Raw genomic sequence first — 23668 nt, forward strand, 5'->3', positions numbered from 1 at the left:
GATATGAATAAATATAGATTGTCAGAATGGATTGAAGATCTTTCTCGCCAGGCTAAGTTACGTCGTGGAATTGTTATAAGCGGTAATGTCAATAATAGTGTTTTTACCCAAGAGAAAGCACAGCAACCTTTTAAGCAGGTGTTAAGCACAACATTTGAAAGACTGGGTTTTAAACACGTTATTCATTACTCTAGGGTGGGAGGGGTTTCTGGTATATCGCAAGAAGATTGGAACGAGTTACAGCTATCATCAGTTCCTCCCTCCGAATTAGTAGAAGGCGAAGATTATGACTTTGATGATGAGTCACCGGTTGATCAGCAACAAGTGCTAACAGGTCAAACAGAGCTGACACCACAGGATTTTTTTACAGTTGCTCAACGTGTAATGTTAAATGCTCACTTTCCGAAAGTAGCATTTATTATCGACTGGTCCAATTTACTTTTTGGGCAGGTAAATGCACTTTCTGAGCAAGAGCGGGGATGGTTAACGCAATTACTACATAACCTACGCGACTCAGCAGATGAAATGTCGCGTGCAGAAATCGATAAAGTACAAAGTTTAATGGTTTTTGTTTGTGAGGGCACGAATCAACTGCCACCACAGTTGACCGTAGGTAACCCTCAGTTTGCTGAGATCGTTGTTCCGCTACCAAACCGTGCTGAACGTCAACAAGCGATACTAGGTCTTTCTCCTATCTTTAACCTTGAAGGATCCTTAACAGTAGGATCTCGTTTACTAGAAGATTTTGTTGATTTGACGGATTCGTTAACACTGCGTGAGATAAACCAACTCGCTCGGCTTTCACGCCATCAACAAGAAGCCTTATCCTTAGAAGCATTAGTCTCGTTATATCGTTACGGTAAAAAGGAATCGCCATGGGAACAATTAAACTACGACAAGTTAAAAGATGTTGAGAGTACGCTAAATCAGCGAGTAAAAGGACAAGAAGAAGCCATAAAATTAGTGAGAAAAGTGCTCGTTAGAGCGTTTACAGGTTTATCAGGGCTACAGCACTCGGCAAAATCTAGAATGCCAAAAGGGGCGCTTTTTTTTGTTGGCCCAACAGGTGTTGGTAAAACCGAACTTGCAAAATCGCTAGCCAGTTTTTTATTTGGTGATGAAGATGCCTGTATGCGTTTTGATATGTCTGAATTTAATCATGAACATGCAGATCAGCGTTTGGTAGGTGCACCACCAGGGTATGTAGGTTACGAAGAAGGTGGCCAACTGACAAACGCCGTTAAAAAAAGGCCGTTTTCACTGTTATTATTCGATGAAATTGAAAAAGCTCACCCGCGTATTTTAGATAAATTTTTACAAATTCTAGAAGATGGCCGTCTTACCGATGGCAAAGGAGAGACTGTTAATTTTTCTGACACATTTATTGTATTTACTTCGAATATTGGTGCGAGTGAAATTGAACCTGGTGAGCAAGCACTCGAGCAGTTCAAAAGTCATGTTACAAAGCACTTTGTGCAAGAACTCAAGCGTCCTGAGCTACTGGGCCGAATAGGTGAAGCAAATATAGTACCCTTCAATTTTATGATGGATGTAGATTTTTTGGTTGCAATCGCAAAGGCGAAATTAGAGCCTCTAAAGATACGTTTAAAAGAAAAGTGGGGAATATCGGATCTTATTTTTGAGAACGAAAGTAAAGCTCTCACCACAATTGTCGCGCAAGTTGATAAAACCGCAGGCGGGCGAGGAGTGCTAAACGCGATGGTGTCGGCTCTATTTGACCCTTTAGCTGAGTTTCTATTTGAAAACCTTTCGGATTTCTCGGGCTTTAATGGCCAGCCAATTAGAGTTGTTCAAGCAGGTAAAACCTTTGATTTTGAGGTGGATTAATGGCGTGGTTAAACGTAGCTGCAATTGTAGATGCTACTGATGCAGAAGGTCCTGGCACGCGCACAGCTATTTGGGTGCAAGGGTGTTTGAAGCGGTGTCCATCGTGTTGTAATCCTGATTTTTTAAAGCTTGAACCAGCAAGTGTAATCGCAGTCAAAAAATTGAAAAAAAAAATAGAGTCAAACAAAAAACACTTTGGTATCGAGGGAATAACTTTGCTAGGCGGTGAGCCGGTGCTCCAAGCGCCAGGGTTATCGGAGCTAGCAGAGTTTGCACAGCGTATAGGCTTATCTGTCATGTTATTTACAGGGTATAAGCTTGAGGAATTAAAAGAGAGTCAATTTAATGGTATAGATAAACTCTTAAGGCATGTCGATATTGTGGTCGATGGGGAGTTTGAGTCTGATATTATTGAGCAAAACCGTAATTGGGTTGGCTCTGAAAATCAAAACTTTCATTATTTAAGTGAAAAATATGATGAGGCTATTGAACCTATTAAAGAGGGAGTTATCACTGAGTGGCGCATAGATCCCGAAGGAGTTGTTTCTGCTAATGGAATCCCATTTATTGTTAAAGTTTGAACTAAGGAGCACAAATTTTATTCAACAATGAATGTAACCTAATCAAGGTAAGGTCTAAATAGGTGTAAAGCTGACATAGTTTGATAAAACTGCGTAGCTGTTACCTAATCTTCACGGATGCAAAAAGAGGTGTTTTCACTGGCTGAAATGTTTATATCATTTTTTGCATACCTTACCCTAAGTTGTAAGGTGTGCAGAGTGGGTGAGGTTACCAACGTCATATTTTGAATAGGGTTAGCACCTAAGTTTATTTCTTGAAGCTTGTCACAGTGACCTAAGTTTAAAACTTTATTACTAATTTTGTTTCTGTACAAAGATATACGTTCAATCGATTTCGGAAACTTTATATTAGATATATCAGTGATGTGGTTTTTGTATGCTAATAATGATCTTAAGTTAGGTAGTGAATTAATTGAACTGGGCAGTTCTAACAAAGAGCATGCTGATATATTGAGGCTCGAAAGTGTTTTTGCTGAATGTAATTCATGAAAGTCTAGGCGTGGATTTCCCCTTAGATCAAGTTTCTCTAACTGAGTGAAAGATGAAAAATTTGGCAAAAATGACAGTTCGTTAAAACATGCATTTATTTTTTTTAAATACTGTAGCTGAGAAACAATATGCCACAGTTCTAATATCTGCTTATTAGGTAAATTGTTAGTAAGCCCTCTAGGGTATGGCTGATTATCAGTCAGATCAATTGTCACAATTTTATCATTTTTGACACCCACATAAACAGAGAAGTTAAGCAATTTACATACATGATGATAAACTTCTCTCTCACTACTACATACAAAGTTTATATCGTTTATCAGGGATGTATCTTTCTTTTCAGCAGGTGTATTTTGTGATGAATGAAAAGCATGCCATTTTATGCTTTGATGCAAGTTAGGCCCTATGTTTGCACCGTTTACCCAGCCCACATTTATCAGCTTTACTTCAGAGTTCGCTAGTATTAGTTTTATGGCTTCGTAAGAGGCGGGGCTTTCATCTTTAGGTGGTGGAAGCGACATGAAGTCGCCAACAATTAATAAATGTTGAGGTCCTTTTTCATCTCGCAGATGCTCTTCTAGCCCATCAGGCAAACGTTCATCAGAGCATATTGAAAAAACTATTACATCTTGTAAGTGCTCCTCAAACTGCAACGCCACTTTTTGGCATGTGCTGCCACCAAATATATTATGCAAGTTCTACATCCTGTTTAATTTCGTTAAGTACGATAGAGTAAGATATTAATAACTCATCAGTTAATAAAGGGTGCTTAAAACTGTGAAGGATAATCGCTACATGCTTTATTATCTTAGGGTACATTTTATTTAAAACGTCGGCGCAACTCTCAGGAGAGCGCGTATAATAATCTTCTTTTAATCTTAATAGGCCCGCAATGCGTAATATTGCCTTTGATAGGTGGGGAACACGTTTACTTTGAATTCTTTTATTTGAGGTTTGGATGACTGAATTCAACTTTGACTCAGCTTCAAGTAGTGTAAAAAGTATAATCTCACGCTGCTTATTGATAAGAAGTGCGGTAGAGACCGATAAGTCTTTTCCATATAACAACTTGCCTGTTTTTGTAACTAATAAGGTATTAAATAATAATTCAGAGTTTTCAACACTACAGTTGATAACTTTAATATCAAGGTGTGGAGTTAAAGGAGATGCTTCATTTGCATAGCTTGATATCTCTGCTGATATTGTTTTTATCTTATTTATTTCGCCATTAGCGAACAATAAAAAATCAATATCAATAGGCTTACTTAAATTAGACTCCATGGGTAGTAATGAAGAGCCTCTAATATACAGAGAAACATTCCTTGAGCTAGAGCGCCAAAGCTTATTAATAAATGGGGTTAACTCTGTCTTCGATAAATCAAAAAAACTAATCATCATTTACAGATGAAAGCAAAATATCGCAAATTATTTTAATATCACTTTTGCTTAATTCTTTGAAAGTTAAGCTATCCTCAGTAACAGAAAAAGGCTGGTCGGCTCTAAGCTCTGGGTGGCGAATAGTAGCTCTCTCAACTAAATCTGAAATAGAGTGAAAGCATCGCGGTGTATGTATGCCAATGGCTATATGAATAGATTGTTTTTCAGTCCTTACTGAGTGTGTTCGCCCAGGTGGTAAATATAATATTTCGTTTTCACTAAGCGTTAATTTACGTGGCGATATATCTTCTGAATCGTTGAGAATTGTGACAGCTTTATGTGGATATAGCTGAGACTGTTCCGCACCAAGAGACCATTCTTTTTGCCCGTAAAGTTGCACAGCAAATATATGATGAGGATCGAAATGAATAGGGATCCCGTCGCTGGGTCCAAATGAGAAATACCCGTTAAGAGTGATCCTAGATGAAAAAAGCGTCGAAAATAAGTTATCCCAAAGTTTGAACTCTGGTAAAAGTGAAGCTAGGTTTTCCACTTTGACAGTGTTTGGTTTACAAGCTAGATAAGCTATTTTTTTTGGATCTATCGTTTCATCTAAGCCGTGTTCACTCGATTTTGTATATAAAATAGGGCTTAATGCTCCCCCTCCACTCAATACTCTAATTTGGGGATATTTGAGTCTAGGTTGTTCTAAGATTTTAGTTAATAAATTAGAAGGTGTTTTGATTTTTAAGGCTGATGGGATATTTGCTATATGCAAAAAATCTTTTCCCCAGTAATTTTGAAAGAAGTCAATAGTACTTTCTTGAAGGAGAAACTCTTTAAATTTCATAGTGTATAATACTTTTTAATGCATTTGAGCACCTAGGATCTCCCAAGTTAGGGAATCGGGCTCTACTGGAAGCGCCAGGACAACCACCATGACATAACTCCCAAGCTGGGCATGTGTGGCAACTCGCTTCTAATTTAGGTTTTATTGGCAAGGTACTTAATCCATTTAGGATCTCATCCGTGGTGTTTATTTTAAAGTCGCCAGTAATATTTTCTTCCATACAAGCACACGGGTATACAGTTCCATTAGGGTTTATATACAGTTTAGATCTACCAGTGCCACAATTTTGTGCCAGCAAGCTTGAGTTTTTAGATTCTTTAGATATGTTGGCTGAGTTGTAGATAGCAGTTTCGGAAAACATAGGTGAAATTCTTAAGCGCCGAGAGTTTGTTGATTCGTGTTTTACTTTCGAAACAAATTTGTTCCATTCTGGAGTTATAACATCATCACTGTCATCAGCCCTACCAGACCCAACAACACGTTTTACGTTCCAGTATAAAAAGTTTATTTGTGATAAAGCATGGTCAAGTTTATTGAAAGAATGAAGGTTATGCCTTGTTACTGTAGAGGCTATCGTAACATTAACACCTAAATCAAACAGTTTATTAATGTTAATAAGAGTTTTCTTAAAAGTACCTTCTCCCCTAATGCCATTGTGAGTTTTTTCATCACCATCTAAAGAGATTTGAATAGAGACATTTTCAAAGTCAGCAACTCTTTTAAGTTGACTAAACCTTAAACCGTTCGTATTAACGACTACTTTTCTAAAGCTTTTAGCACTTTTTTCTACAATTTTATAGAATGAAGGGTGCAGGGTCGGCTCCCCCCCGCTGATTAATATTACGGAATCACTTCGCACAAAGGCGAGTTCGTCAATAATCTTAAATGCTAAATTTTTATCTATCATCTCAGTGAAGTGAGGTGTTGAAGAGCGGATACAATGACTGCAAGATAGGTTACATTTCCTGGTTAATAGAAGGTATGTTTGTTCAAGTTGAAATCTTCCATGATGGATATTCAATATACATCCTTATTTACTTTAATTAGGGTAGTTGCGATAGCTTAAGATACCAATAAAACTATCGCTTTTAACGCTCTTAATTTTTTAAACTAATCCCACTCACGCCAACTTCCAAAGCTGTCAGCTATATCTGTATCTACAGACTCACTTGGGCTTGGATGTTCATTATTAACTTCTCTTTCTAAGGCTGCACCAAAATCAGGTTTAAACTCATAGTTTGAATGTTGAGTAGATACTTTTTGTTCAGAGGAATTTTCCATATTACCACCTTAAATCTTTTTACTTAAAAAAATATAATCTACAGTAAGCAAGTGGTTATATAAAGAGAAATATTGTCATATCAACATTTTTAGTTAGAACCATACGCTCACTGGGTAATTCCCCAGGGTAAGTTCACAACCTAGCTCATGATTATTTTGCATAAAAATATCAAACCTTAGCTAATTTATTGCTTTTAAAAAGCTATATTTTTATCAAACTTTATTATAGTCGCACACCTGTTAAAGAAAAAAGGCGCTCAATGCGCCTTTTTTTGTGCCTGAAACTCTGTTAGCTTAAGTAACTCATTATTCTCTAAGGGATTAGTTATGCGTTTACTCACCACTCTGTGTTTTGTTAGCTTTTTTGTTTTTAGTTCACAAAATACCTTTGCACAATCTAACACTAAACAACAAAGTACAGATTACTCTGTGCACACGCATACTTTTAAATCGGCTGTTTTAAATGAAGAGCGCACAGTTGCAGTGCAATTACCAAAGAGCTATCAAGCTGAGCCAAATAAGGTTTATCCAGTCATTTATCGCTTAGATGGAGCGGGTAATATACCGCTCATAAGTGCTGTTATTGAGCGTTTACAAAATGATAATCGTGCGCCTGAGGTTATTATTGTCGCTATTGAAAGCACTAATCGACTCAGAGATTTTTATCCTACAGTGAATAAAGAGCCACAAGGGCCTGTCGGTGAAGGGGGCGATGCTGATAAGTTTTTAGCGTTCTTTGAGCAAGAGCTCATTCCTTTAGTTAATAAGAACTATCGCACGCATGACTATAAGGTTATTGCTGGCGCCTCCGCTGGAGGTGTATTTGCGCTATATGCGTTGCAGGCAAACCCTGAACTATTTCAAGCGCATATTGCGTATAGCCCTGCGGTTTGGTGGAACTATGGCGCATCGGTAAAAAGCACAAAATCGTTTATCGCTAAAACGAAAGAGCTTAACAGTTACGTTTATATCAATATCGGCGAAGAAGCTGGCATAATGCGTGAAAGGTACGATGACTTACAACAATCATTGCAATCGAATAAGTTAGCAAATTTGCGTTTCTTTAGTGATGCATTTGATGGTGTGTCACATGATCTGACTTCCGTCGCTGGGGCATTTAATGCCTATTACCACCTATTTCTACCTAAGCAAATGCCTATGAGTGCTTTAACTGACGATGTAGCCTCTATTGATACTTATTATCAAAACTTATCTCAACAATGGGGCGAGCAGATATCGCCACCAGAGGCAGCGGTTAGGCAACTTGGCTACAATCTTGTAAATACAAAGCAGTTTGAGCAAGCAATTGCAGTATTCAAGCATAATATTAAACATCACCTCAAATCTGTGGATGCATTATGGGGGCTAAGTTATGGCTATGAAATGCAGGGCAATCTTAAAAAAGCGCTAGAGTATTTAAAAGCAGCATTAGAGCTTGCAGACACTACTTACCCTTATTTTGATGCGTTAAAAAATGCAAATACAAGGTTACAAGCAGAGTTTGATGAGCGTAATTAGCTTTTTAGTTACTGTGAAATAACAATAAGTTAGAAGTTTTAAATAAAAAAGGCGCTAAAGCGTCTTTTTTATTGGCGGCAACTAAATACTATTTAAACCACTAACCCCTACTTAATAAGCGCTAAATACGCTAAAATTATAGGCTATTTTTAGCAATGAGCCCGCACTTTTTATGACCTCAGCCGCAAATCCTAGTAATTTCAACGAACTTGGCCTTATCCCAGAGCTACTAGCTCGATTGTCTGATCTTGAATATACGCAACCTACGCCGATTCAGGCAAAAGCAATTCCAAGTATCTTGGCGGGAAGTGACTTAATTGCAGGGGCGAATACCGGCTCAGGTAAAACAGCAACCTTTGCATTACCTATGCTACAAGCGCTGTTTTTAGCCCAAAACACTAATAAAACGCCGAGCAAAGGTAACTTTGTATCTGGGCTAATTTTAGTACCAACACGCGAGCTGGCTACACAAGTAGCCGATAGCGTTAAGTCATACTCTGCAAACTTTAATGGCGCGATTAAAACGGTGGCGGTGTTTGGTGGTGTGTCGGTTAATACCCAAATGCAGGCATTACGTGGCGGTGCAGATATCATCGTGGCAACGCCTGGGCGCTTGCTTGATTTGATCTCAAGTAATGCGATTAAGCTCGATAAAGTTTCAACTTTAGTGCTTGATGAAGCTGACCGCATGTTGAGCCTAGGTTTTACTGAAGAGCTTGCTGAGTTGTTGGCGTTAATGCCTGCTAAAAAGCAAACCATGTTGTTCTCAGCGACTTTCCCTGAGCAAGTTAAGTTTTTAACCCAAGAGCTGCTAAACAATCCGGTTGAAATCCAACTACAAAGCAAAGACGAAAGCACTTTAGTACAGCGTGTATTTACGGTAAATAAAGGCGAAAAAACCACGGTTTTAGCGCATTTAATTAAAACTCACCAATGGCGCCAGGCACTGATTTTTGTCAACGCCAAAAAAGACTGTGAGCACTTAGCCAGTAAGCTTGAAAAGCGCGGCGTGAATGCGCAAGTATTCCATGGTGATAAAGGCCAAAGTGAACGTACTCGGGTAATTGAAAAGTTTAAAAACGGCGAAATAGAAGTGCTAATAGCCACTGACATTGCCGCCCGCGGTTTAGATATTGCCAAACTGCCAGTAGTGATTAACTTTAATTTACCGCGCAGCCCTGCTGATTATATGCACCGTATTGGCCGAAGCGGTCGTGCTGGTGAGGTAGGTTTAGCGTTATCGTTAATTGATTATGAAGACTTTCATCACTTTAAAATCATTGAGAAGAAAAACAAGCTACGTTTAGAACGCGAAGGGGTTACAGGCTTTGCCGTAAACCAAGCCAACCTTGATGCCGCCGAGGCGCTTAAAAATGACAAACCAATGGCCAAGCCTGAAGGCACTGGTAAGAAAAAGAAGAAAAATAAAGCCAACCAAGAAGATGATGTGTGGAGTGGCTGGAGGCGTAAGTAACAAACACAAAAAAGCCGACTTCAGTCGGCTTTTTCATTTACAGTAAACAGTTAGTTTACTTATAAAACGCTTCTACTGTGCCTTTTACTTTCATAAGTAATGGCTGGCCGCGACGGTCTAGCGCTTTAGGCGCGGCTACTTTGATCCAACCTTCACTGATGCAGTACTCTTCAACGTCAAAACGCTCTTTGCCGTTAAGTGTAATGCCAATTTCATGCTCGAATACTTCTTCTACATAAAATTTGCTACGTGGGTTGATCGAAAGTTGATCTGGTAATTCTGGTTTATTTGTATCAGTCATAATTGTGATCTGCATTGAATATATTGTGTGCCATTGTAGGCAATACAGGCCTTAGGCTCAATATACTGATCAAAATAAATTAACTGCACACTTGCTCAGATTGTTTGATGCAGTGACTAATTATTTCGTCACGAGTGACATCTTTGTCACAGTAATAATAAAAGCGCATAGTGAGGTTAGTCGCTTGCTCTTGCTCAGGCCAATGCCATTTACGAATAAGTTGCAGAGTAGCTGGCACCATAGCGTTTAGGGTTGGTATTATTTATTTTTATTAAATAGAACGTTATATTGTATCACTGCTTTGCAATTATGTTATATTATAGCCAAATAAGACTAGCAATCATTAAAGTGGATCATGAAGTACTCAGCATTAACTCTTGCCTTTGCAGCACTTTCTTTTGGCTCTAATGCCACAGAATCAGATATAGAAACCATCACTATTGCACATAAGCAAGCCTTTAGAGGCGATATTCCGCTTAAAGAATTACCGCAGTCAATTACCACATTAAGTAAAGAAATGATGGTTGATAATGGCATTACCAAGTTTAGAGATGCACTGGATTTTTCTGCCAGTATTTCTCGTAAAAATAATGGCGGGGCATTGTGGGATAGCTACTCTATACGGGGGCTATCGGGTAATGAAAATATGCCATCCGGCTATTTAATTAATGGCTTTAGTGGTGGGCGAGGTTTTGCGGGACCACGTGATGTATCTAACATTGAATATATTGAAGTGTTAAAAGGTCCTGGTTCTGCACTCTATGGTCGTTCTGAACCAGGTGGTACAATTAATATCATTACTAAAAAACCACAGTTCTATCAGCAAGGCCAGTTAAAAGCTGAACTTGGCAGTGAAGATCATAAACGTGTGCAAGGTGATTACACTAACGGCCTAACTGAAGATATTGCATTTCGAATTAATGGTGCATGGCAAGATAGTGACAGTTTTCGAGATCACGTACATCATGATAAGTTTGTGATCACGCCTTCTTTGTATTACAGCATCAATGATAAATCGTCATTAACGTATGAGTTTGAGTACGTTGACCAGCAGCAAATGTATGACCGAGGTATTGTTGTACTTAACGATAATTTTGACACCGTACCTAGAAGTCGCTTTTTAGGTAACCCTAATGATGCGCCAACTAAAGTGCACTCTCGCGGACACCAACTTAATTATGACTATGACTTTAATCGCGACTGGTCACTCTTATTGGGCGCTAACCATCGTACCGCTACGTTAACAGGTTTTTCGTCTGATGCTGAACTATCTCCTCCAAGACAGACTTTGTCTTTAGATAATCCTATGCTTACGCGTCAACACCGTTATAGAGATTATTACTCTAATGATTTGTCAGTACGCGCAGAATTAAGTGGTCATTTTGATCTTGCTGATATCACTAACCATGTTTTGATTGGTGTTGATGGGTATGACTATGAGCTTCGCACTGGGCTTTATCGTTATCGTGGTGGTAAAGATACGTACACATTAAATATTTATCAGCCAAACTACAGTGAAGGGCAAGGCCCCGATGTTGCGCAACTGTATGAAAACAACGAAAAGCAAAAGGCATACGGTATTTATGTACAAGATCAGTTAGACCTTACCGAGCGTTTTAAATTAATGCTGGGATTGCGGTTTGATGAAATTAAGCAGAATATTTTCGAGACTAAGTCAGGCGTTGCCTCAGATAGCACGATGAACCGACTTAGCCCACGGCTAGGGATGGTATATGAGCTAAATGATGCGATTAACCTTTATACCAGCTATTCCGAAGGGTTTATACCTTTAAGTGGTACTGATGCTAAGGGTAAATCGTTTGGTTTTGAAGAAAGTGATTCCTTTGAAGTGGGTGTGAAGTTTGGCTTTGACAACGTTAGCGGTACCATCGCTTTATTTGATGCTAGCAAAGGCAACATGTTGGTGGCTGATGATAAGGGTTATTCAAAACCTATTGGTAAAGTAACCAGTAAAGGTATTGAGGTTGATCTGACTGGTAGTTTAGGTGAAAACACTCAGTACACACTTTCGTATGCTTACGTAAAGGCTGAAACGGCCAAAGACATGATTAATGTTGAGTGGTTAGAGCCTATTCCTAAAGGTAGCCCGTTAGTTAACGTACCAAAAAATAATTTTTCGCTTTCTTTAAATCACAATACCCGTGTACTTGAGCAAGACATTAAATTTGGTGGTCATTATCAATATATTTCAGAGCGACTGGGCGACCCAATAAGCTTATCTTTTAACTTACCAAGTTATCAGCTGGTGGGTTTATTTGCTCAATGGCAGGCGACTGAACGGACAAATGTTTCACTTAATGTTGATAATGTATTTGATGAAAGCTACATAGCCAGTAGCTACAACGCATTATGGGCCTACCCTGGTGCACCAACACAGTTTAAATTGGGTATAACATATGACTTCTGAACAAGTTAAAAACCGTATTCACAGTATCGATATTATGCGTGGCGTGGTTATCTTACTCATGCTACTTGATCATGTGCGAGAGCGTTTTTTCTCGCAAATGCCGGTATTAGACCCAATGGATGTTGACGTTACCTCTCCAGGGCTGTTTTGGAGCCGTTTTGCTGCGCACTTTTGCGCGCCAACCTTTATCTTTTTAACAGGGCTTTCGGCGTGGCTTTATAGCCATCCAAGCTCAGGTAAAGTGCGCTCTGCACGTAGTTTTTTAGTTAAGCGGGGGTTGTTTTTAATTGCCCTTGAAGTTACGGTTATTTGCTTTTTGTGGATTTGGTTTATCCCGACTATTTTTCTACAAGTGATATGGGCTATTGGCCTGTGTATGCTGGCTCTGGCATTACTAATTAACTTACCGCAACGACTATTGTTAGCATTGGGTTTATTGATTGTTTTTGGTCATAACTTACTTACACCAATTACCTTCAGTCCTGATGAGTGGGGTTATACCTTATGGACTATTCTGCACGATCGCGGCTTTATCTCTGAAGGTGGTTTAGTTAATGTCAAAATCAGTTACCCAGTATTACCTTGGATTGGGGTTATATTACTTGGTTACTGCGCAGGCCCACTGTATGCACATAACCGAGACAGTGAAGATCGTAAACAGTGGCTGATTGGTTTGGGCTTAGCGTGTATAGCGTTATTTGCTATTTTACGCGGCTTAAATATCTATGGCGAAACGCTACCTTGGCAGCAGTTTTCAACAGCAGTGCAAACGGCTATGTCGATATTTAACGTTACCAAATATCCACCTTCACTGAGCTTTTTATTAATCACTTTAGCACTGATGTTTTTTGGCTTATGGTTTTTTGAGCGTCCGTTAAATCGCTTTAGTAATGCTTTAAGAGTGTATGGCTCGGTGCCAATGTTCTTTTATATTTTTCATCTTTACGTTTTATTGATTTTATACACAATTTGCAGTGCTATTTTTGGTGCTAATCATGGTGCATATTTTGCCGTAAATGATATTACATGGATTTGGTTAATTACGGTTGTGTTAGCCGTTACGTTATATTGGCCAACTAAGGCATTTAGTCACTATAAGCGCAAAGCAAATAAACCTTGGTTAAAGTATTTATAGTAACAAACAGCGGTTATAGCGCCGGCTATTTATCCACTTGTTATACCTAGCTTTTGGGGCTGGGTATAACAAGGATATTCAGTATTAAATCTTACTTGCAAATCTACAATGATGCCGATAGAGGTAAATATTCGCAGTAAAATGATTGCTACTAGCGGGTAAACGATATTACTGAGCCGAAACAGCATAATGCTTGTTGGGTGAACGGACGCCACTTTAATGTGCTTATCAACGCGCTTTTTACTGTTTTTGAATAAAGTATTAGTTTTACTTCTGTACCAAATATCTACTTTTGTAATGTATTGTAATACTGCATCGCTGATGAAACCTTCTACACTCATTTGACTTACGCGACAAGTTTCTTGGTCGCATATAACTGTCATCATGGAGCAATTGAAAATGCAGAGTGCACAAAAGGCGGTAAGGATTAACCTCGATCTTGATCTTAAAGTCAGCATCAAACAATACAAAAAAATTAAAGAGCGTCCCGTAAGTTACAAAGACGCTGATATTGCGTGTATAAAAGCCATCGCACAAGCTGCGATTAACGTTGAGTTATTTACCATCCCGTTATATATGACAGGTCTGTATTCAATACAAGGCATGCATGCAATAGGTGGGGATGAAGGCTTGTATCCCGAGCGTTTATGGCCTGGATTAGGGGCAACAGCAGGCTTTATTCCTAATGAACGAATAGCAAAATTAGATATTACTCCAACGCCAAAACCCAGCAAGCCACTGAGCGTAAATGAACAGGCGTTTAATGCTGTTTATAGTGTGTTTATAGAAGAAATGCTGCATTTACAGTTGGCTTCTAATATCGCCAGTAAACTAAATCTAACTCCTTCATTTACCAGTAATGCACTGCAAACAGAAAAGTTTGGTTGGCATTGTTATGACGATACAACGCAAATCCCGCATATCTTAGATTTTAAAGACTGCAGCCGTGATTTATCAAAACTTAGCCCTAAAGTGAAAGAATACTTTACAACTCACTTTCAGGGTCAAACGCTACAAGATATGCGAGTCAATGCAGCTGCATTGACAAAAGAGCAGGCTTTACTGTTTTTATTGATTGAAGAAACCGAGGAAAGTGCAAAAAAATTAATAATTAATAAAGATTTAGATGGAGTTCGCCCTAAATACTTTGAAACAGCTCCTTTTGATTGGTTTAAAGCAACAGATACAGAAGTTGATTTACCTATGTTTGGTTCTATCGGGCATATGTATTGCTGTTATTGGGACTATCTTGAAATTGTGTATGAGGATGGTAGTAGCTTAATTGATATTTTGGTGAATCCAGCTAAACCTGATTCCGTGCAACGTGATTACTTTAATACTCGTGACTCAGCCGAATATAAACCGCAATACCCGGGGATTAATGGTTCAATCAATGAAAGTAATGATCTAGATAAGTTAAAAATTGAAATTGTTAATAATATCAATGCAATAACGGATCAAGGTGAAGGTAAAGGTGTTGTTTCTGAAATCTGCAGCCGCTGGGCGGCAGAGAGTTGGGTAATAACGTATTTGCAGCAACAAACGGTAGCATTGAAAAGCACACCGATTGAGGCAGATGATCATCAGGTCGCTGCTAAGTTTCAACCTAATGCTGATAACCTAAAAGAAGATTACCCAGCGGATAGCGCTGGGCAAAAGCCACTTCCGTTATCTGGTATTGCATGCGCACGTATTACAAATACTAAAAAAGATCATTTTATTACCTTTGCTGATGTACTTGATTTGATTATTCAATATGAATACCAAGAGGGTCAATCTTACAGTGATAACAACGCGGCCCAAGTGTATATGACCTGGCAAACGTGGCATAACTTGTGCGGTAAATTTACAGTAGCAATGCTTAACCCGCAAGGTGGCGATAAGGCTAAGCATAAGCACCCAGATTTACCTGCTGTAGTTGATGTAGAAAAAGCATTGAATAATTTGTTTTCTAGCCCTGAACGTCGTGCACAAACACATCAAATTTTTAGTGAATCAGCGGTTGGCACTTTAAAAGGACTTACCACAGCATTGGATCGCTATTGGGGTGGTAAAACGACTGAGTTTCCAGGTCCTGCAATGGGTGGTTCGGGCGATCGAGTATCTATTTGTTGGGCTACAACAGGGCAGGCTCCAGATCTGGTTGCGGGTATTGCGGATATGTCTAAGGATGTTTTATACCATGCATGCCAAGGTATGGATTATACAAAAGAAAATTCAAATAATTTGCCTCCCGCAACAGTGTTCCACAGCTGTAAAGGTTCGAACAATTGCAAAGCGCAAGGTGGGTGTGGGTTTGTGCATAGCACAACACCGGGAGGAAGCTGTGGTGGTAGCGCCCCTGCTGATGGTCCATTTAGCGCTCCTGCAAATAACAAATGTAATAATTTAGGTGGCTGTGCTGTGCCGATTTCTGCCTCGCAGCTATTCCCAAAAGAGCCATCAGCAAAACCCCAGATGCAATTATTTGAATTTGGTGATGGACCAGACTATGCATCTACGGCTAAACCATATACCGACCCAGAAACAGGTAAAGTTCTAGAGCAAATGCCATTTAAAGAAGGTGATGCGGTTTACTGTATCGCGTGGCAGGCCTATTGTAATGCAAAAGGAGTGCAAACTACGCCGCCACCTGCAGATGATATTCGCTTAGCGCTTCCGCCTTCAACTTAATTGGATTGAATACATGACATCATACATACAGAAGCAGCCTTTTGCTGCTTCTGCTATTGAGCAAATAAACCCGCTAGGCTTTGGTTTGGGGTTGCGCAGTGAGCATTATCCGTACTTAATGCAAAAACCAGTAACAGGGGTTGATTGGTTTGAGATCATTAGTGAAAATTACATCGATAATTATGGCTATGGCCGTCATGTATTAGAACAATTGATGACTGATTTCCCTATTGTTATGCATGGTGTGTCTATGAATATAGGCAGTAGCTCTGCGCTTGATTTTGACTATTTAGAAAAGTTAAAAGTATTGGCGGATTTTGTAAAACCAGCGTGGATATCAGATCATCTATGTTGGACAGGCTTTGCAGGAGTAAATAGCCACGATTTACTACCTATGCCGCTTACTGAGGAAAGCTTAAAGCATGTTATTAACCGGGTTAATCAGGTACAAGACTTTTTACAGCGGCCATTAGTGCTGGAGAACCCCTCTACTTATTTAGAGTTTCAAAACTCGTCGCTCACGGAGCCGGAGTTTTTTACGCAGCTGGTCGAACAAACACAGTGTGCTATGCTGCTAGACGTTAATAATGTTTATGTGTCGGCGTATAATCACGGTTTTTGCCCAAAGACATATATAAAAAACTTACCGCTTAAAAGTATTGTGCAAATGCATTTGGCGGGGCCAACACTCAGCGGGCATTGTTTGATAGATACCCATGATAAACCAGTTCCTGAACCTGTATGGGAATTGTATCAACTCGCGCAATCTTTATGTGGGCCTGTCTCGACTTTACTGGAATGGGATGCAAATATTCCTGCGTTTCCTGAATTAGTCGCTGAGTTAAACAAAGCTAAAACTGTATTAGCGGGTCAAATTCCTCATGCTCCAGTACAAAATAACCATCAACAAGGTTGTATTTCTACACCGCTGGTTTTAGCTAAAGAGAAATTATGAGTGAACATTCATTGAGGCAAGTGCAACATTGGTTGCAAACAGTATTAATTGTTCGTGGTGATTTGGATGATAAACTCTTACAGGCATATGCGCATGATGGCGTTATGCTTGATACGCTAATTAAAAGTACAGATAAAATTTCAGCCCAGCAGCGAGTAGATATTTACGCTGCAGGTTATGTGCTAAGGCTTGTGGATTGTTTACGTTGTGAGTTTTCATTGTTGGCGCAGTATATGGGAGATTCGTTATTTTCCACATTTGCTAAAGCATTTATTGTGACGGTGCCTTCTAAAAGTTGGAGTCTATATTATTTAGGTGAGCAATTTGCCGAATTTTTAGCACAAACTAAACCACAAGGTATAATCGATGTTGCTCAACAAACTATGGTCGATTTACCTGCTCAAATAGCCTTATTTGAACGCACCAAATCTGAGGTGTTAGTAGCCCAAGGTCTTGAAAAAAATGTAACGGCAACCGAGCTTTCTATCGAACAGCAAATGCTCACGTGTTTAGTAAATAATACTGATATTCAAGCGGCGCCTTGTTTGCGGGTAATAACATTAGATTACCCTATTTTAGAGCTCATTTCACAAATTGAAGCCTGCATAGCAAAATTAGAAGTAATGCCTGATGAGTTGATTTTACCTATTCAGCAACCATGTTACCTTGCTTTAACACGTATACATTATAGATTTAGAGTCTGGTCTTTAGCTCATTGGCAGTATTTGCTACTCGGTTTTTGTATACAAGGAAGTAGCTTTAATATGGCGATTAAGCAAACAGCATTACAGCTAGAGGTTTCTAGCGATGAGTTAACCTCAGACGCAATGATGTGGTTGCCACAAGCAATCAATATGGGCTTATTGTTTCAATAAGTGCTACAAGTAAGCAGTTAACCTAATTGATAACAATTAAATAAACTATAGCGCCAAGATTTCATCGCGATTACTTGGCGACCAGGCTTTGTCAGCCGCTTGTTGTTGCGTTAGCCAAATAAAATCAGTGTGCTCATTCGGATCTAAAGTAATGGCGATATCATCGGGTACGCAAATACTAAAAACATACTCAGTATTAATTAACGCATTGGCTTGATAGCGGTGTCGCCATGACTCTCTAATGGTATATTGATTGGTTTTTTGGTGATCACGTATTGTTAAACCCAGTGCGCGGGCATCTATCCCTGTTTCTTCTAATAGCTCACGGTAAGCTGTCACAATAGGCGTTTCGCCTTCATCAATCCCGCCGGTGACTGATTGCCAAAAGTTAGCATCATCGGTACGTTGGATCAGTAAACAGTCTTTATTTTTTTTATAAATAACAACCAGTACAGAGAAGGGTTTACGAAGTGGTTGGTTATTTAACAAAATAGAGCCTTAAATAGCGTTTGTTGAATCAGTTTACCTAACTACGAAATGTTTAACTAGCCAGATCACATCACTAACAACCAAATACCCAGCAACAAGAGTAGTACATTCATTATTTTCAGAAACTGCGCAGTATTGAGTTTGCCCTGCAACCAGATCCCTAAACGATTACCACAAAAAGCAATCGGCAAGCTGGCAAGTGCAATTAATGCCCACTTTATTTCGATTAAGCCCAGACTAATAAAGCCAATAAGCTTGACGGCATTCATCATCGCAAAAATAATCGCCACAGTTGCGACAAATCGTTTCGGTGCTAACTTAATGGTACTGAAATACATTATTAAAGGTGGGCCGCCAGCATGTACTAAGGTACTTGCAATACCGGCTAAACCGCCCATAGAGAAGGCACCTAAACGGCTATTTAAGGCACTCAAAGTAAACTTGCTAAAGGCTAAACTGCGAATAGCAAACACTATACATAAAATAGCAATCGCTGTTTTTATAAACGCCGCATCTAACCAGCCAATTAACGCATGTGCAATAACTACGCCTACCAATAAACCCGGTAGTAAGCGTTTAAGTTGCTGTATATCCCATTGTTGCCAGTAACTTTTTAAACTAAAGACATCGGCAACAATAAGTACTGGTAGCATCAAACCGATTGCGGCAACAGGGGGCATCACTAGCATTAGTAAAGGGACACTAAACACTCCAAGCGCTCCTGCAAAGCCTGATTTTGACACGCCGGTGAGCAATACGACAAATGCGATGATAGAGAGGGTTGTTACTGTCATTGGTTTTTCTACTTACTGATTATTTACTTTATGCTGGTAGATCAAACCACAGCGCTTCTAAACTGCTGGTGGCTGTTAATGTTACCCGTTCATTGCGATTTAGTGCAAAGGCATCGCCGTTACTAAAATTTTGCTTGTTAGCGTCTATATTCCCGCAGATAATATGCAAATAACCTTTTCTATCCGCTGTTTGCAATGCATGCGATTGACCCTTATCAAGTTTTAAACGATAGATACTAGCATCTTGGTTGATGCTCACGCTGCCGTGTTCGCCATTTGGTGTAACAAGTGGTGTAAGCTGAGTTGTTTGCGGAATACTTTTTTGCTCATAGCTAGGGGCTATACCACGCAATTTGGGTTGTATCCAAATTTGTAAAAAGTGCGCTGTTGCTGAATTTGAAGCATTATATTCGCTGTGCATAATGCCACTACCGGCACTCATCCGTTGCACGTCACCAGCAGGAACAATGTATTCATTACCAGTGCTGTCTTGGTGTTTTAATGCGCCGGAAATGACATAGGAAATTATTTCCATATCTCGGTGTCCGTGAGTGCCAAAGCCTTGACCAGCAAGTACTTTATCTTCGTTGATCACTCTAAGCACCGACACCCCCATGTGTTTTAGATCATGGTAATGGCCAAATGAAAAACTATGCTGACTTTGTAACCAACCAAGATCAACTTGGCCGCGCTCGCTGGCTTTGCGTATGTAGTGCATAACTTAACTCCTGATTAAACGCTAATTTGAATAGCAGCAGTATAAGTTTTATAAGGAAGATTAAAATCGCTTTTAAAAGGACTATTCGTTCTAATTAATAGAATGAAAGCCCTTGGTTAGCAATCAAGATCAGCCTGCATTACTTGATATCGTAACTCGCCAATGAATGTGCGCGCTGCCGGGCCAAGGCGATCACCGTCTTTAAATAGTAAATGTAGCATGGCACTGCGCTTACTATTGTGGCTAAGATTAAGGGGCTTGAGCCGATTTTGTGCTAACTGATTGGTAATCGCTGTGCTAGGTAGCCAAGCAAAGCCTAAGCCGTTGCTGATCATATCAATGGAAGTCCGCATATGGCTTACTGTCCAGCGCTGGTCGGCACCTAACCAGCCACCGTCTTGTTTATTGTGTAAGGCAGAATCGCGTACCACAATTTGTCGGTGCGATTTTAAATCTTCAAGGGTGATAGGTCGAGTGATGCTATGTAACGCATGATCTGGGTGCGCAACAGCAGTAAACTCGATATTGCACAACTCTTCACTAAACCCGGCTTTGCCAGTGAATCCCGATATTGCAATATCGGCACTGGTGTTCTCTAGTAATTCATTCGCGCCAGTCAGTACTGATTCGTATAATTCAATACGTAATAATGGATACATTGCCGAGGTATTGTTGAGTACTTTATAAAGCAGTGCTTGCGGAAAAACTTCATCAACAGCAATGCGTAATTTGCTTTCAATCCCCTCACTGAGAGTCTGCCCAATTGCTTCTATTTTGGCGGCTTCATCGAGCAGGTAATTAGCGCGGCGCATCATCATCTCACCAGCTTCGGTGATCACGGTTTTACGTCCTTCAATAGTAAATAACTTAACACCTAAAGCGGTCTCAATTTTACCAACAGCATTGTGAATACTTGATTGGCTTTTATAAATTTTTAGTGAAGCTTGATTAAAACCGCCATGTTCAACTACAGCCCTAAACATACGCCATTGCTCTAAAGTTATTTTAAGCATCTTTATGGTTGTCCTCGCAGTCACCTTGATCACAGGTATTGAGTGATTCTCTGGCACGTTTATCTTGATTGAGTACTTGTTTTAGATCTTCAGTACGTTGGCGTACTGCTACACCATAACTGTGATCATCGCCCCACAGTTTTGCTAGTTGCAGTACTGAGGCACGATCGTGCTCTCTAAATAAGTGTCCTGCGCGCTGCGAGTCTTCCTTTGAATTTCCTAATAGTTCTAGGGTTTCAACGGCAAGGTTGATGGCGGAGTCAACGGTTTCTCGGTTAAACGCATCAACGTGCAAATTAAGTAATTGGTAAGCATGGCGACGATCTTTAGCGCGCGCCACAATCTTTAAGTGCGGAAAGTGTTTGCGGACAAGTTTAACTATTTCGAGAGTTTTGTCGGCATTATCAATAGCAATAACCAGTAATTGTGCGGTATCAGCTCCAGCGGCTTCGAGTAGTTCTTTACGTGCTGCATCACCATAATGCACCGTATTACCAAAGCGGCGCAGCAGATCAATTTGGCTAGGACTGTGATCAAGGACACTAATATCATACCCTTGGGTGCTCAGTAAGCGCCCCATAATTTGTCCAAAACGGCCGTACCCAGCAATGATTACGTGTTTGGCTGGGCTTATCTGCTCTGGTTTATCAAACTCAGGTTTTGTTGTTGTGTTGCTACGTTTTTGTAATGTGTCGTAAAGCATTAATAGTAAAGGGGCTATTAACATTGAGATGGCCACGACTAAGGTGGTTAAGTTGCTTTGTTCTGGGGTTAAAATTTGCAATGTATTAGTCATCGTCAGGAGTACAAAAGCAAACTCACCACCTTGTGCTAGGGCTAAAGTGAATAACAGTTGCTGGGTATGATGAATTTTAAAAGTTCGTGCTAAGGCATACAAAACAGCGGCCTTTACAACAATTAAAGCGGCAACCAATGTAACCACTAAAGTAAATTGATTAAATAACAATGCAAAGTCGATAGAGGCACCGACAGCGACAAAAAACAATCCTAATAACAGTCCTTTAAAGGGTTCTATATCGGCCTCTAACTCATGACGAAATTCACTTTCTGCCAGTACCACACCAGCTAAAAAAGTCCCTAACGCTGGAGATAAGCCAACATTTTGCATAATCAGCGCAATCGCTACCACTAAAAATAACGCAAATACAGTGAATATTTCCCGCATTCTGGTTTCAGCAATGTATCTAAATAGTGGCGCAGAAATATACTTACCAGCTAAAATAATTGCCGCGATCACTGTTACTGAGGCGGTTACTTGCCCCCAAACTGGCCAATCGGCAGTTAGCGAATTATGCGTGCTGGTGGCATTTAACATTGGCTCAAACGCCAATAATGGTAGTAATGCTAAAATAGGAATAACGGCAATATCTTGAAATAGCAGTACCGAAAACGCATTTTGGCCGGCTTCATTTTTCAGCCAACCTTTTTCTTCCAGGCTTTGTAGCACAATTGCTGTTGAAGAAAGCGCGAGCATTAAACCAATTGCTAGTGCTGTTTGCCAATGCATGGCCATAAACCAATAACAAATTGCAAAAATTACCGCCGCTGTTAGGGTTACTTGCAACCCCCCAAGCCCTAAAATAGAGTGGCGTAACTTCCAAAGCCTAGCAGGTTGTAGTTCAAGGCCGACTAAAAACAGCATCATTACTACACCAAATTCAGCAAAGTGCATAACAGACGTTTGATCGCCCACTAACCCCAGCAAATACGGGCCAATTAAAATACCTGCCAGCAAATAGCCGAGTACGGAGCCTAACCCAAGGCGTTTTGCGATAGGCACCGCAACAATGGCTGCGGCTAAATAAATTAATGCGATCTCTAACATAGTTGTCCTTTGCTAATACTGGCTAACTTATTATGCCTTAAAATACTGTTTACTATAGCGGAATAAATTCTTTATCGTCACCAGGGATTTTTGGGAAACGTTGAGTTTGCCAGTCTTGTTTTGCCTGCTCTAAGCGTTCTTTGCTATAAGCAACAAAGTTCCAATGCAAGTATGGGACTTTTTCAAATTTATCGCCACCGAGCAAAATAAAGCGTGCATCACTGGCAAAGTGAATATCAGTATCGAGGTTATCAAGTAGGATAAAATCACCCGCTTGATAATCCTGTTGACCCACGGTAACGCTTCCATAAATAACATATAACGCGGTTTCTTGCTGTGGGTTAGGCGACTTAATTTGACTATTGGCGCTGCCAACCACATCAATATAAAACATGGGGGAGTAGGTTTTAACTGGGGAGCTTAATCCGTAAGCTTCACCAACAATTAAGCGCATCATGATACCTTCATGAATTATGTGTGGTAGTTGCTGTTTTTTTATATGGGTGAATGAAGGCTCAATCTCAGTCATATTTTCTGGTAGCGCAATCCAGCATTGTAAGCCGTCAATATGATGCGGGTTAGCGCGCACTTCAAAGCTTTCTCGTTCTGAGTGAACAATGCCTTTACCTGCCGTCATCCAGTTCACATCGCCTGGGTGGATTTCTAAATTATTACCTAGCGAGTCGCGATGTAAAATGCTGCCGCGAAATAAATAAGTGAGTGTTGATAAGCCTATGTGCGGGTGAGGGCGAACATTGATCCCTTGGCCAACAGGAAAATCGTTTGGTCCCATGTGATCAAAAAAGATAAATGGTCCCACCATTTTTTTATCAAAATTAGGCAGTACGCGCTTTACGTTTAAGCCACCAATATCATGTTCAGTTGGGTTGAGTATTTTAGCCATGTTTTGCTCCTTAAAGGTGACCAAGTAGAGTCACGTTGATTCGATTAATTGAATACATAAGTTATAGCCCTAACAATAGATGATCACTTAATTTCGAGTGTCACTATTGATGCTTGATT

Annotated in this window: 22 protein-coding genes; 9 read left to right on the top strand and 13 right to left on the bottom strand. The window is 39.9% G+C overall.

Annotated elements, in window-relative coordinates; translation table 11 throughout:
* Positions 1 to 3: 3 nt before the first annotated feature.
* The gene (locus tag H5183_RS00965) at positions 4 to 1848 is read left to right on the top strand and encodes an AAA family ATPase (protein ID WP_182730672.1); all 1845 of its coding nucleotides are present in this window, start codon (positions 4 to 6) and stop codon (positions 1846 to 1848) included.
* Positions 1848 to 2429 (top strand): 4Fe-4S single cluster domain-containing protein, encoded by a 582-nt coding sequence (locus H5183_RS00970; protein ID WP_182730673.1) that lies wholly within the window; start codon positions 1848 to 1850, stop codon positions 2427 to 2429. The genes H5183_RS00965 and H5183_RS00970 overlap by 1 nt, the downstream gene beginning before the upstream one ends.
* A gap of 104 nt (positions 2430 to 2533) precedes the next feature.
* Here H5183_RS00970 and H5183_RS00975 read toward each other — a convergent pair whose 3' ends face one another.
* From H5183_RS00975 to H5183_RS00995, 5 genes are all read right to left on the bottom strand, one after another.
* Complete coding sequence (locus H5183_RS00975) at positions 2534 to 3613, bottom strand: leucine-rich repeat domain-containing protein (protein WP_182730674.1); 1080 nt, start codon at positions 3611 to 3613, stop codon at positions 2534 to 2536.
* Complete coding sequence (locus H5183_RS00980) at positions 3606 to 4199, bottom strand: hypothetical protein (protein ID WP_182730675.1); 594 nt, start codon at positions 4197 to 4199, stop codon at positions 3606 to 3608. The genes H5183_RS00975 and H5183_RS00980 overlap by 8 nt, the downstream gene beginning before the upstream one ends.
* A 106-nt stretch (positions 4200 to 4305) precedes the next feature.
* Positions 4306 to 5145, bottom strand: coding sequence for a JmjC domain-containing protein (locus tag H5183_RS00985; RefSeq protein WP_182730676.1), 840 nt, complete (start codon positions 5143 to 5145; stop codon positions 4306 to 4308).
* Positions 5135 to 6166, bottom strand: a complete 1032-nt coding sequence (locus H5183_RS00990; RefSeq protein WP_182730677.1) for a radical SAM/SPASM domain-containing protein — start codon at positions 6164 to 6166, stop codon at positions 5135 to 5137. Before H5183_RS00990 ends, H5183_RS00985 begins: the two co-directional genes overlap by 11 nt.
* Positions 6167 to 6255: 89 nt before the next feature.
* Positions 6256 to 6426: a hypothetical protein gene (locus tag H5183_RS00995; protein ID WP_182730678.1), complete on the bottom strand. Its 171-nt coding sequence runs from the start codon at positions 6424 to 6426 to the stop codon at positions 6256 to 6258.
* Positions 6427 to 6753: 327 nt separating this feature from the next.
* On the opposite strand from H5183_RS00995, the gene H5183_RS01000 reads away from it, so the two are divergent.
* Both H5183_RS01000 and H5183_RS01005 read left to right on the top strand, forming a co-directional pair.
* Entirely contained in the window at positions 6754 to 7944 is a 1191-nt protein-coding gene (locus H5183_RS01000; protein WP_182730679.1) for an alpha/beta hydrolase-fold protein, read from the top strand.
* Between the two features lie 172 nt (positions 7945 to 8116).
* On the top strand, positions 8117 to 9418 hold the full coding sequence (locus H5183_RS01005) for a DEAD/DEAH box helicase (protein WP_182730680.1): 1302 nt from the start codon (positions 8117 to 8119) through the stop codon (positions 9416 to 9418).
* A gap of 55 nt (positions 9419 to 9473) precedes the next feature.
* On the opposite strand, the gene H5183_RS01010 is transcribed toward H5183_RS01005, so the two are convergent.
* Together H5183_RS01010 and H5183_RS01015 are read right to left on the bottom strand one after the other, a co-directional pair.
* Complete coding sequence (locus H5183_RS01010; protein ID WP_149982278.1) at positions 9474 to 9719, bottom strand: DUF3297 family protein; 246 nt, start codon at positions 9717 to 9719, stop codon at positions 9474 to 9476.
* A gap of 79 nt (positions 9720 to 9798) precedes the next feature.
* The gene (locus tag H5183_RS01015) at positions 9799 to 9960 is read right to left on the bottom strand and encodes a hypothetical protein (RefSeq protein ID WP_182730681.1); all 162 of its coding nucleotides are present in this window, start codon (positions 9958 to 9960) and stop codon (positions 9799 to 9801) included.
* A 114-nt stretch (positions 9961 to 10074) separates the two neighbouring features.
* On the opposite strand from H5183_RS01015, the gene H5183_RS01020 reads away from it, so the two are divergent.
* The 5 genes from H5183_RS01020 (at position 10075) to H5183_RS01040 (ending at position 17785) form a co-directional block, all read left to right on the top strand.
* The gene (locus H5183_RS01020) at positions 10075 to 12147 is read left to right on the top strand and encodes a TonB-dependent siderophore receptor (protein WP_182730682.1); all 2073 of its coding nucleotides are present in this window, start codon (positions 10075 to 10077) and stop codon (positions 12145 to 12147) included.
* The gene (locus H5183_RS01025) at positions 12137 to 13282 is read left to right on the top strand and encodes a DUF1624 domain-containing protein (RefSeq protein ID WP_145240173.1); all 1146 of its coding nucleotides are present in this window, start codon (positions 12137 to 12139) and stop codon (positions 13280 to 13282) included. The genes H5183_RS01020 and H5183_RS01025 overlap by 11 nt, the downstream gene beginning before the upstream one ends.
* A 399-nt stretch (positions 13283 to 13681) precedes the next feature.
* The gene (locus H5183_RS01030; protein ID WP_259397071.1) at positions 13682 to 15955 is read left to right on the top strand and encodes a ferritin-like protein; all 2274 of its coding nucleotides are present in this window, start codon (positions 13682 to 13684) and stop codon (positions 15953 to 15955) included.
* A 13-nt stretch (positions 15956 to 15968) separates the two neighbouring features.
* Positions 15969 to 16910, top strand: coding sequence for a DUF692 domain-containing protein (locus H5183_RS01035; protein WP_182730684.1), 942 nt, complete (start codon positions 15969 to 15971; stop codon positions 16908 to 16910).
* Positions 16907 to 17785 (top strand): DNA-binding domain-containing protein, encoded by an 879-nt coding sequence (locus tag H5183_RS01040; RefSeq protein ID WP_182717537.1) that lies wholly within the window; start codon positions 16907 to 16909, stop codon positions 17783 to 17785. The genes H5183_RS01035 and H5183_RS01040 overlap by 4 nt, the downstream gene beginning before the upstream one ends.
* A 45-nt stretch (positions 17786 to 17830) precedes the next feature.
* Here the strand turns inward: H5183_RS01040 and nudB are convergent, their stop codons facing one another.
* From nudB to H5183_RS01070, 6 genes are all read right to left on the bottom strand, one after another.
* Entirely contained in the window at positions 17831 to 18274 is a 444-nt protein-coding gene (nudB, locus tag H5183_RS01045; protein ID WP_182717536.1) for a dihydroneopterin triphosphate diphosphatase, read from the bottom strand.
* A gap of 65 nt (positions 18275 to 18339) precedes the next feature.
* Complete coding sequence (locus H5183_RS01050; protein WP_182730685.1) at positions 18340 to 19068, bottom strand: sulfite exporter TauE/SafE family protein; 729 nt, start codon at positions 19066 to 19068, stop codon at positions 18340 to 18342.
* Positions 19069 to 19096: 28 nt separating this feature from the next.
* Positions 19097 to 19786 (bottom strand): pirin family protein, encoded by a 690-nt coding sequence (locus H5183_RS01055; protein WP_182730686.1) that lies wholly within the window; start codon positions 19784 to 19786, stop codon positions 19097 to 19099.
* A gap of 116 nt (positions 19787 to 19902) precedes the next feature.
* Positions 19903 to 20799: a LysR family transcriptional regulator gene (locus H5183_RS01060; protein ID WP_149982269.1), complete on the bottom strand. Its 897-nt coding sequence runs from the start codon at positions 20797 to 20799 to the stop codon at positions 19903 to 19905.
* On the bottom strand, positions 20792 to 22645 hold the full coding sequence (locus tag H5183_RS01065) for a monovalent cation:proton antiporter-2 (CPA2) family protein (RefSeq protein ID WP_145240191.1): 1854 nt from the start codon (positions 22643 to 22645) through the stop codon (positions 20792 to 20794). Before H5183_RS01065 ends, H5183_RS01060 begins: the two co-directional genes overlap by 8 nt.
* A 52-nt stretch (positions 22646 to 22697) precedes the next feature.
* A complete protein-coding gene (locus H5183_RS01070) occupies positions 22698 to 23549 on the bottom strand; it encodes a pirin family protein (RefSeq protein WP_145240193.1) in 852 nt (283 codons plus the stop codon).
* Between the last annotated feature and the right edge of the window lie 119 nt (positions 23550 to 23668).

It is taken from the genome of Pseudoalteromonas sp. SR44-8 (assembly GCF_014163635.1).
GTDB classification, from domain to species: Bacteria; Pseudomonadota; Gammaproteobacteria; order Enterobacterales; family Alteromonadaceae; genus Pseudoalteromonas; species Pseudoalteromonas rhizosphaerae.